11 protein-coding genes are annotated in these 11897 nt (G+C 30.9%); 6 read left to right on the top strand and 5 right to left on the bottom strand.

What is annotated here, in order from left to right; translation table 11 throughout:
• A partial coding sequence (locus J7M77_RS15140) for an ATP-binding cassette domain-containing protein (RefSeq protein ID WP_296880072.1) occupies positions 1-762 on the top strand: 762 nt, incomplete at its 5' end.
• Positions 759-1433 (top strand): ABC-2 transporter permease, encoded by a 675-nt coding sequence (locus J7M77_RS15145; protein ID WP_296880074.1) that lies wholly within the window; start codon positions 759-761, stop codon positions 1431-1433. The genes J7M77_RS15140 and J7M77_RS15145, both read left to right, overlap by 4 nt.
• Before the next feature lie 152 nt (positions 1434-1585).
• On the opposite strand, the gene J7M77_RS15150 is transcribed toward J7M77_RS15145, so the two are convergent.
• The 5 genes from J7M77_RS15150 to ychF all read right to left on the bottom strand — a co-directional run bounded on the left by J7M77_RS15150 (position 1586) and on the right by ychF (position 9825).
• Positions 1586-5821 (bottom strand): 2-hydroxyacyl-CoA dehydratase, encoded by a 4236-nt coding sequence (locus J7M77_RS15150; RefSeq protein WP_296880076.1) that lies wholly within the window; start codon positions 5819-5821, stop codon positions 1586-1588.
• 9 nt (positions 5822-5830) lie between these two features.
• Positions 5831-6262, bottom strand: coding sequence for a MarR family transcriptional regulator (locus J7M77_RS15155; protein WP_296880078.1), 432 nt, complete (start codon positions 6260-6262; stop codon positions 5831-5833).
• Positions 6263-6425: 163 nt separating this feature from the next.
• Positions 6426-7793 (bottom strand): O-antigen ligase, encoded by a 1368-nt coding sequence (locus tag J7M77_RS15160; RefSeq protein ID WP_296880080.1) that lies wholly within the window; start codon positions 7791-7793, stop codon positions 6426-6428.
• A gap of 119 nt (positions 7794-7912) precedes the next feature.
• A complete protein-coding gene (gene srtB, locus J7M77_RS15165; protein ID WP_296880082.1) occupies positions 7913-8725 on the bottom strand; it encodes a class B sortase in 813 nt (270 codons plus the stop codon).
• A complete protein-coding gene (gene ychF / locus J7M77_RS15170; RefSeq protein WP_296880084.1) occupies positions 8725-9825 on the bottom strand; it encodes a redox-regulated ATPase YchF in 1101 nt (366 codons plus the stop codon). Before ychF ends, srtB begins: the two co-directional genes overlap by 1 nt.
• Positions 9826-9931: 106 nt before the next feature.
• On the opposite strand from ychF, the gene J7M77_RS15175 reads away from it, so the two are divergent.
• From J7M77_RS15175 to J7M77_RS15190, 4 genes are all read left to right on the top strand, one after another.
• Entirely contained in the window at positions 9932-10156 is a 225-nt protein-coding gene (locus tag J7M77_RS15175) for a hypothetical protein (RefSeq protein ID WP_296880086.1), read from the top strand.
• Between the two features lie 9 nt (positions 10157-10165).
• Positions 10166-10645, top strand: coding sequence for a phosphatase PAP2 family protein (locus J7M77_RS15180; protein ID WP_296880088.1), 480 nt, complete (start codon positions 10166-10168; stop codon positions 10643-10645).
• Positions 10646-10661: 16 nt separating this feature from the next.
• Positions 10662-11657, top strand: a complete 996-nt coding sequence (locus J7M77_RS15185) for a hypothetical protein (RefSeq protein WP_296880091.1) — start codon at positions 10662-10664, stop codon at positions 11655-11657.
• 41 nt (positions 11658-11698) lie between these two features.
• Positions 11699-11897, top strand: a 199-nt coding sequence (locus tag J7M77_RS15190; RefSeq protein ID WP_296880093.1) for a hypothetical protein, incomplete at its 3' end; no start/stop codon positions are given.

The following is an 11897-nucleotide window of genomic DNA, read 5'->3' on the forward strand; positions in this document are numbered from 1 at the left end:
ATTGGTCAAAATGGTTCGGGGAAAACAACAACTTTTAAGGCTATTTTAGGTTTAGTTAAAATAGATAGTGGTGATATTTCCATTTTTAATAAAAATATCAATCTTTTAACTAATGAAGATAAACAATATATCGGTGCTCTCTTAGCTGATTCTGGCTTTAGCGGTTATTTAACGATCAATGATATTATACCAATATTAAAAAATATGTATCAGCATTTTGATTCAAACCGTTTTATAAGTCTTTGCCAACAGTTTAATTTGCCTTTAAATAAACCAATTAAAGAATTTTCGCTAGGGATGAAAACAAAGTTAAAAGTTATTATCGCTTGTAATCATCAGGCAAAATTATTGATTTTAGATGAACCGACTTCTACTTTAGATGTTATTGCTCGTGATGAAATCTTAGATTTATTACGAGATTATATCTTAGAAGATGAAAGTCGTTCGATTTTAATTAGTTCCCATATTTCTAAAGATTTAGAAAGTTTGTGTGATGATTTATATATGATTGATCAAGGTAAGATTATTTTTCATGAAGAAACTGATATTTTATTAAGTAACTATGCGATTTTAAAAGTTGATTTACAGCAGTTTAATAAATTAGATCATCGATATTTATTAAAAATAAAAAAAGAAAGTTACGGTTATCGCTGTTTGACCGATCAAAAACAATATTATTTGGATAATTATCCTAATATTGTCATTGAAAACAGCAGTATTGATGATTTGATCTTAATGATGATTCGAGGTGAAAGTTTATGAAAGGTTTATTGATTAAGGATTTTAAGTTAATGTTGAAACAAAAAAATTATTTCATCATTATCATTTTAATTGCAATTGCTTTAGCTGGAGCTTTTGATTACAATCCATTCTTTATCATGGGTTATTTGGTATTTATTGCTGCTTTGTTTTCAATTAGTACTATTAGTTATGATGAATTTGATAATGGCAATGCTTTTTTATTCACTTTACCTTTTAAACGTAATAACTATGTAAGTGAAAAATATTATTTTGGTATTATTATGGGTCTAGCGGCCTGGCTAATTAGTTTATTAGTTATCACTGTATTTCAACTATATAATGGCAGTTATATTGGCTTAAATACACTTATTTTACCAGCTTTAATGTTGATTCCAGTTATGTTAACGATATTATCAATCATGATTCCCATTCATTTAAAGTTTGGTAATGAAAAGGGACGAATAGTTAATATTGTATTTGTCGGTGGAGTATTTATTATTGGTTATTTAGCAGTAACGATCACTAATGCGTTTCATCTTGATTTATCGTTTTTTATGCCACCATTTAAAACAATCATTGCTTCAATTGGAATTGATAATTTTATTTTAATCATTACGATGCTACTTGGTATCCTTATTACGATTATTTCTTATAAAATTAGTTGTCATATTATTAATAATAAAGAATTTTAAAAACAATCATAAAATTAATGATATTTATAGTAAAGAAAACTATGGTATAGCTACTTACGCTATACCATTTTAGATTATAAAAAAGAAAAACAGAAAATTTTAAATCAATTAAAATCTTCTGTTTATTAAATTGACAATATTGGTTACAATTTTTATTCTTGTTCCATTTTTAAGTTTTTAAAGGCTGTTGACATCATTAATTTAATTCGATTCAGCTGATTAACCTCACTAGCTCCAGGATCATAATCAATTGCCACAATATTACTTTGTGGATAAGCTTTTCTTAATGCTTTGATGGCTCCTTTACCGGTTACATGGTTTGGTAAGCAGGCAAATGGCTGCATACAAACAATATTTGGAGCACCAGATTCAATTAATTCAATCATTTCACCCGTTAAAAACCAGCCTTCACCAGTTTGATTTCCAATTGATACGATCGTTGATGCTTTTTTAGCTATATGATCAATTGGTGTTGGTGGATCAAAACGTTTTGATTTCTTTAATGCTTTAATCATATCATGACGTAATAAGTCAACAAACTTGATTGCTAAGTTACATAACCGTACACTTTTTTTAGAAGCATGGAAATGCTTATTTTCAAAATCAGTGCTATAGAAACAATATTGGAAGAAATCAATCAAGTCAGGCATTACAGCTTCGCCACCTTCTCGTTCAACGATTTCAACGATTTCATTATTGGCAGTTGGATGGAATTTAACTAAAATTTCACCAACCAATCCAACTCTAGGCTTTTTAATATTTAGAATTGGTAAATTATCAAACTCTTTAACGATTTGATAAACATTTTTTCTAAATTCACTAATGCTGCCATTACGAACATTCTTTTGACAACGTTCTACCCATGATTCGTATAATTTATTAGCACTGCCTGGAGTTGCTTCGTATGGACGAACTCGATATAAAACACGCATGAATAAATCTCCATACATTGCTCCTATGATAACTTTTTTCACTAATGGTAAAGTAATTTTAAATCCGGGATTACTTTCTAATCCTTGCAGATTGGCTGAAATTACGGGTACTTGAGGCATTCTTGCATCCTGTAAAGCTTTTCTGATAAAGGCAATATAGTTAGTTGCCCGACAGCCACCACCAGTTTGGGAAATGATGACCGCTGTTTTGTCCAAATCATATTTACCACTTAGTAAAGCTTCCATAATTTGTCCGGTTACTAAGATACTTGGATAACAAGCATCATTATTTACATATTTTAATCCCGCATCTACCGCCCCTTTATCTACTGAAGGTAACACGACTAAATTATAGCCTGATTCTTGCATTGCGGTTTCGATAAATTGGAAATGAATTGGCGACATCTGTGGACAAAGAATGGTATAACCGCTATCCTTCATTTCTTTAGTAAACGGTACTTTTAATGGCTGATATTTTTGATAAACAATCCGATTAATTTTATCTTGTTTTAAAATCGTTGCTTTTAAAGAACGAATTCTAATTCGAATAGCCCCTAAGTTACTTCCTTCATCAATTTTAATTAAAGTATAAATTTTATGACGCGCATTTAAGATTTCAGCTACCTGGTCACTCGTAACAGCATCAAGCCCACAACCAAATGAAGTTAACTGAATTAACTCTAGATTTGACTGTGTTGATACAAATGAAGCAGCCCGATATAGTCTTGAATGATAAGTCCATTGATCGACAACACGTAAATTATCAACTTCTTTATCTAAATGACAAATACTATCTTCAGTTAATACTGCCATTCCTTCAGCCGTAATCAAATCCGCAATCCCATGATTAATTTCTGGATCGACATGATATGGCCGTCCAGCTAAAACAATTCCGGTTAAATTATTTTCTTTAAGATAACCAAGAACCATTTCCCCTTGTTCCTGGATGTCCTGGCGGCATTTAGCTAATTCTTCATAACCGGCATCAATTGCTGCTTTTAATTCTTTATCACTAATCTTAAAAGCACTAAATTCATCTTTTAAGACATTAAGCAATGTTTTAGGATTGCTTAAATCAATAAATGGATTGCGATAAATAATTGAATTCCCTTGTAAATTATCAACATTATTTCTAATTACTTCCGGATATGAAGTAACTACTGGACAGTTATAATGATTGTTAGCAGTGTCAAATTCCTGGCGTTCATAGGCAACACTTGGATAGAAAATATATCTAATTCCTTTTTCAATTAAAGCTTCAATATGGCCATGGGAAATCTTCGCTGGATAACAAACACTTTCTGATGGAATTGATTCAATTCCTTTTTCATAAATAGCTTTTGATGATCTTGGCGAAATAACAACTCTAAATCCCAGCTTTGTAAATAGAGTATGCCAGAAGGGATAGTTTTCATACATATTTAAAACTCTTGGGATTCCCACTGTTCCCCGTTTTGCCTGGTCTTTGGTAAGTGAACGATAATTGAAAATTCGCCGATATTTATAATCAAATAAATTTGGTAATTTCTTTGATTTTAGTGGTAAATTAGCTCCCCGTTCACAACGGTTTCCACTAATATATTCACTTTTATCATTGAATGTAGATACTGTTAACATACAATGGTTAGTACATTTTTGACAATAGCGAATTTCACTTTCACAAGTAAAGGCATCTAATTGTTCTTTTGTTAATAAAGTTGATGGCTGTCCATGATAATTTTCACGTGCTAACCGAGCAATTCCAAATGCTCCCATTAATCCGGCAATATCGGGACGAATTGCATTTACACCAGCTTCTTTTTCAAAAGCTCTAAGTACAGATTCATTATAGAAAGTCCCACCTTGAACTAAAATACTCTTTCCTAATTCTTCTTTGCTTCGTAATTTAATAACTTTATATAAAGCATTTTTAATAACTGAATATGAAAGCCCAGCACTGATATCCTCAATCTTAGCTCCTTCTTTTTGAGCCTGTTTTACTTTAGAGTTCATAAAGACAGTACAACGGCTACCTAGATCAATTGGTGCTTTCGATTCTAATGCCAATGCGGCAAAGTCACTAACATTATATCCTAATGATTTCGCAAAAGTTTCGATAAAAGAACCACAACCGCTTGAACAAGCTTCATTCAATAAAATATCTTGGATGATCCCATCTTTGATCTTAATGGCCTTCATATCTTGACCACCAATATCTAAAATAAAACTAACATCTTCTTTAAAATAAGTTGCCGCTTTATAATGGGCCATCGTTTCTACTTCACCCATATCAATCTTCATCGCTGCTTTAACTAGAGCTTCACCATAACCAGTTACTCCGCTATAAGCTAATTTTACACCGCTAGGTAAAATATCATAAATTTCTCTAATTATTTTTTCGACTACCCCTAAAGGATTTCCTTCGTTAGAATCATAGAATGAATATAAAATTGCATCATTTTCATCAATTAATACTGCTTTAGTAGTAGTTGAACCAACATCTAAACCTAAATAGGCATTACCAATATAACTGCGAAGATCGTTTTTTCTTACTTTATCGCGGTAATGACGATGTCTAAATTCATTGCGATCTTCTTCATTTTTAAATAATGGTTCTAAAGTATTTCCATTAGATAATTTACTTTCATCAATGTTATTTAAACGATGTAATAAAGTATCTAAATCTGTTTCCTGACTTTCTTCTTTGGCTAATAATGTTGCTCCCATAGCAACGAATAATTGGGAGTTATCAGGAAAAATAATTTCTTCATCAGTTAATTTCAAGGTATCAATAAAACGCTGACGCAATTGATCAAGAAAATACAATGGTCCTCCTAAAAAAGCAACTTTTCCTCTAATCGGTTTCCCACAAGCTAAACCACTAATAGTCTGGTTGACAACAGCCTGAAAAATAGAAATCGCTAAATCTTCTTTATTGGCGCCATCGTTGATTAATGGTTGAATATCCGTTTTGGCAAATACCCCACATCTAGAAGCGATAGGATAAATCGTTTGATAATTTTTAGCTAATTCATTTAACCCGGCAGCATCGGTTTGTAGTAACGAGGCCATCTGGTCAATAAAGGCACCAGTACCGCCAGCACAAGAACCATTCATTCTTTGTTCCAAAGAACCCTTAAAATAAGTGATTTTAGCATCCTCGCCACCAAGTTCAATTGCAACATCACATTCAGGTATATAAGTTTCGACTGTTTTAGTACAAGCAATAACTTCTTGAACAAATTTAATCTCTAAACATTCAGCCAAAGCCAAACCACCTGATCCTGTCATTACAGCAACAAATTTTAAATTACCAAATTTGTCTTTAACTTCTTGTAATAAGCTTTTGATCGTAGCTTGAATATCTGAATAATGTCTTTCATACTTTGAAAAAATACATTCATCATTTTGATCAGTAATATAAATTTTTATCGTAGTTGACCCAACATCAATTCCTATATAATACTTCTTATCCATTTTCTTCTCCTACTCTAAATTCTTTTTTATCTTACCTATAATTCTGATAAATTCATCAATTTCTTCCGGTTCTAGATTTTTAGTTAAAGTCTGTTCCATTTGATAAATATGCTTTTCTAATAAATCTTTAAATTCAAAAGCCTTTTGCGTTAAAATAATTTTCTTTAATCGAGCATCGTAATCAACACTTTCACGTTTAATAAAACCATTGTCTTCTAAACATCGTAAAAGTCCCGTTGCACTAGATCGTCGAATATTAAATGAGGCTTCAAGATCTTTTTGGAAAATATCTTTATCCTGATGTTCATACAAATAACACAAAAACAATCCTTGCGGTCCTGTTAAATTGCTTCCAACATTACTACAGCTAATCTCATTTAAATGGCGTCCAATTAAATTCGCAAGTGTTTTAATTTCTACTCCAATTCGTTTTTCTTCCACACTATCACTCCAATTTGTTAGGTTGCTAACATTATATACCAATGTCGAAAGATGTCAACGGATTTGCATTTATTCTTATCCAATTTTTCACAATTTTTTATTTAAAAATAAAAAAAGCGGTTTAAAACAAACTGTCTTAAACCACTAAAATACCACTTTAAAATTAATCAATCTGGTTGATTTCATTTTTAATAATACGCTGATATGTATACAAATATCCCAAAAAACACCAGGCTAAAGTAGCTGATAATGAATATATATAAAAAACTCCATAATCACTTAAACCACCTATAAATTCACTTAAAACAATCATCGCAAACATTAAAATGATAAAATACATTTCCGTTCGCTGTGATATTTTCAGCATATTAAAGACCATTGAAACTGACTTCAAAAAAAAGATAACAAATAAAACAAAACCAATGATTCCCGTTGATACCAGAGCTTCTAAAAAAACATTATGACTATGAACAACTTGAATTGCCCAATAATCTAAAACATCAGTTTCTTGACTACCAACCTTTTTAAAATTATTTGCTCCTATTCCAATTATTGGCGCATTTTCCCAAATTTGAAAAGCTGTTTTAGTTAAAGAAATTCTACCATTAGAAACCTCATCTACGATATTTAAACCTTGATTAAACTTTTCCCGATCGCCAGAAATCAATAATTTTCCCGCAGTAACTAATTCATCTATTTGAAACCGGCTAGTTTCATTTTTAGTAATATTACCAACTGAAGGTACAATTTCGACTAACCGTTCACCAATAAATCCGGTCGTTGCAATAGCGATAGCTAAAGCACCCGCTAAAACAATCCGTTTAAAATTACTATACGGCTTACGGCGAATCAAAAAATAATATCCAACCATAATGATAATAATAACTAAAATAACCAATGCCATGCGACATTTAGTCAACAATATATAAACAATCTGGATTCCAATATTTAGTAAATACCAATATCTTCCTTTAAATTTTTGACGAATCGCTACTAATGATAAAACAATCGTTATACACGCTAGAAAAGCTGCCGGATTACTATTAAAATAAATCCCAGATAATCTTCCCGCGGTAACTCCTAATTTCCAGCCATTAGCATAACTGTTAAAATGAACTGCATACATACCAATTGATATTAGTGATGCAAATCCAACTAATATATTAACCAAAGCAATAATTGGTTTAACTTCATTACTAATTTGTTTTTTAGTCATTGACATTGGATTATTAAACATAATCAAATAAATAATTAATTGCATTGTTGCAATTACGTATGAATTTAAATCACTATAACCACACTTTATTGTTGCCAACACTAAAATAATTCCTTGTATGATCATCAAGATACTATAATTATTTTTTATTCGAAATTCTTTTTTATAAATATCATGACCAATAATCATAATTGCCCATAATAACAATGGTATAAACAAGTAATTTATCTCAATTCCTAAATAGCCTAATGCAAGAGTATTTATAAACATATATACAATAAAACATAATTTAAAATACTTTCGATTAAATACCATCTTTATTTCTCCAATTATAACATCTTATATTATACCATTAATAAAAAAAAATTAAACACTATGTATTTATTTTCTTGATGGCTTTTAATCATTAAAAAAAACTGCTTAAGCAGTTTTTTCTATTCCATTTTGTCAGTTTGGGGATTAATACCCGTTTGATCAAGCACCGCATGAACAACATTACGTTTACCACTTTCACTACCAGAAGAAGTACAAGTTGATAAAGTAATAACTGGATTATTAGCGCTTTGATCAAAATCAACACTAATATCACTTGTCTTTAACATTTCCTGGTAAAATCCTTGAATATCGGTAATTGCCGTATTGTATAATAAACTTTCTTCAGGGATAATATGCGCTGCCACCACTTTATAGCGATTAACAGTTCCGTCAGTTAAGTAGATATAAACATAAGGATGTTCATTGGCAAATGTTTGATCAGTATATGATTTAATGTTATTAAACATTGAACCATTTTTCATGTTATGACCATAAATAACGGTATTTAAATCAGTAAAGGGATTCGCATTTTCACTAGCGATAAAAATTGAACCCGCTCTAAAATAATTTTTATCAATATCACTATGGATATAGGTATCATTAGTTTCCCCTTGTAAAATTGGATAACTTACATTAGTATCAGGAATATCGATCCATCCTTTAACATCAGGATTACGAGCTAATAAAGCCTCAAAGTCAACAATTTTATACCCTTTAGAATCATCACTAACTTCAGTTACATAAGTTTCTTCAATTTTATCATTACTTTCATCCATTTCTTTGTATTCCCATAAAATAGACGCTAGATTATAGGCACTATAACAAAATACACATATACAAACTAATAAAATAATTTTACGAATTAAATCTTTAGGACCGCTAGGCTTGATTCGTTCAAGCAAGCTCTTCTTTTCTTTAGGATGTTTAGCCATTATACATTGAACTTAAACAACATGACATCACCATCTTGGCCAACATATTGTTTTCCTTCCTGACGAATTTTACCAGCTTCTTTTAAAGCATGTTCATTTCCATATTCCACCAAATCATCAAAACTGTATGTTTCCGCTTTAATAAAACCACGTTGGAAATCACTGTGAATAATTCCAGCCATTTCCGGGGCAGTCATTCCCTGCTTAAAAGTCCAAGCTCTTACTTCTTGTGGTCCGGCAGTAAAATATGTTCGTAATCCTAAAAGCTGATAGGCTTCTTTAATTAATTTATCTAACCCGCTTTCAGCAATACCTAATTCTTCAAGGAATAACGCTTTTTCTTCTTTATCCATACCTACTAATTCACTTTCAATTTTAGCACAGATAGGAACAACATTAGCACCTTCTTCCTTGGCAAATTTGACTACTTCATTGTAATATGGATTACTAGCAGGATCATCAAGATCCTCTTCACCAATATTAGCAACATAAATAATTGGTTTCATCGTAAGTAATGTGTACTGTTTTACAATTGCCATTTCTTCTTTACTAAAATCAATCGTTCTTGCTGGTTTATTAGCTTCTAATACCCCTTTGATTTTTTCTAAAATAACAATTTCTTCTTTAGCACCTTTATCCCCTGATTGTGCTTTTTTAGCAATTCGTCCAATTCTTTTTTCAACTGTTTCCAAATCAGCAAAAATCAATTCTAAATTAATCGTTTCAATATCTCTAATTGGATCAACATCACCATCAACATGGGTTACATCTTTATCTCTAAAACAACGAACAACCTCACAGATTGCATCTGTTTCGCGAATATTTCCTAAAAACTTATTTCCCAATCCTTCACCACGACTAGCACCTTTGACTAACCCGGCAATATCCGTAAATCCAAAAGTAGTGGGAATTGTTTTTTTCGGATTAAAAATTTCTGTCAATTTATCCAATCGATAATCAGGTACTTCAACTACCCCAACGTTAGGATCAATCGTTGCAAAAGGATAGTTAGCTGCTTCTACCTGAGCATTTGTAATTGCGTTAAATAAAGTTGATTTTCCAACATTAGGTAAACCAACGATTCCAGCTGTTAAAGCCATCTATACATCACTCCATTCATGCTTTATATTCTACTGAATATCTTATCAAATTGCAAGTTTGTTTAATTGTTTGTATAATAGATTTAAATAAAAGAGGAGGAATTAAATGTTTGATCAAATAGATATTCATAACTGCACAACTACTGAAGCTAAAGTCATGCTTGATAATCATTTAAACAGCCTAAGTCCATTAACTAATGAAACTACTGTTATTCATGGTTATTCTAGTAAAGTATTACAACTTTATGTTCGCAAGCAATATCATCATCAAAAAATCAAGCGAAAGATTTTAACGATGAATCCTGGAGAAACAATTTTAATATTAAAGTAAGGAATTTATATGGAAAGTTTTTATCAATCGATGTTATCAACAATTAGAAAATATCCATTTTTGATGCAAGCATTAATTAACTTTACTAAATATATTCCAATCATTACTTTTATTATTTATCCGTTGGTAATTATCTTTTTATTAATTACTAACAATGATTTACTAGTGCCAACCATTATACGACCAGCAGCTTCTTTTTTTATCGTGACGATTTTTAGAAAGATTGTAAATCGTAAACGTCCTTATGAAGCGATGGCTATTGAACCACTATTATCTCATAAACACGGTGAATCATTTCCTAGTCGACATACTGTTAGTGCTTTTGCTATTGCTTTGGCTTGCTTAAATGTATCTTGGCTATTGGGGATAATCATGATAGTTCTAGCTATTATTGTCAGCAGTTCGCGAATACTTTGTGGCGTTCATTATATTAGTGATGTTTTAGCCGCAATTATCATTGCAATTATCATTGCTTTTATTAAAATATAATTTAGGGGGAAAATATATGAACAATAACTTAAAAATTTGGAATAATTTATACAATGTAGTCACTAAATGGAACAAACAGCAGCCTTGGTTACGTTTTGAATCAGCCGATTGGTTTCAAATTACCTTTCCTGATCATGACCAGCCATACTATTGTTCCATTTTAGGCGATACAAACTGTGTTTATGGATTATCAATCTATACTGGACTTGATGGACTTAAAGATCTAGCTTCACTTGCAGCCTGTGAATTTGATCAGATTCTAGATAATTACTTAATTTGTAATCAAACTTGTATTACTTTTTATATGAGAAATCGGGTAAATCTTTTCAAGGAACAAAAAGCAATTATTGAAGAACTAAACCCATCTTTTTCTAGTGATAGTAAATGGCCATATTTTGCTACCTTAAAAAAAGGATATATACCTTATCATATCAGTGACGATGATGCTCTTTTATTTATTAAAGTAATGGAAGAACTTTTAGAAATAGATGATCTTTATCAAGCTGGTAAGATCGATATTCGTTTTAATGAAGGAGAATTGCTCTGTGCTACTTTACAAGATGAAAAGTGGCATTATGAAGCAATGGTTACTCCTGATGTCGATCCATTTGGAGTTATGGAATTTAGTGATAAACAATTATTAGAAAAATTAAGTCAAGCACCAAAAAACGATGCATGCTTAGAAATTGATCTGGCTTATTTAAATCAGGAAATAACAGAGGCTAGTTATTCTAAACCATTAAATCATCTTGTCTTTTTAGTCTTTAACAGTGATACCGGAGCATCCATTCATAACCAAACGATTTTTCCAGAAGATAATAATCTTTCAATCGTACTTGATTTTGTCATTGGCTATATTCTACAATTTGGATCACCTAAAAGAATTATATTCCGTAATCCTGAAATTTGGGCTTGTTTATTTGAACTTGCAGAGCGCTGTAACATTGATTTAACTTGCCAAGATTTACCATTATCTAATCAATATATCGAAGATAATGGTGACTTATTTTAAAACATCCAATTTGGATGTTTTAATTTATTTCGAGGTTAAAAATGAAAGTAAAAACAAACGCTATTTATTTTATATTATGTTTAATGTTGGGTACATTACTAGGATATTTGATTAATCAAATCACTTACCAGGAAACATTAATTAATGTTATGATCATTTTTATCATTACTATGATTATCGGTTTTCCTTTAGCTACTATTATTCATGAAAGTGGTCATTTAATAATGGGTTTAATAACTA

This window comes from Thomasclavelia sp. (assembly GCF_017889095.1).
Classification (GTDB): Bacteria; Bacillota_I; Bacilli_A; order Erysipelotrichales; family Coprobacillaceae; genus Thomasclavelia.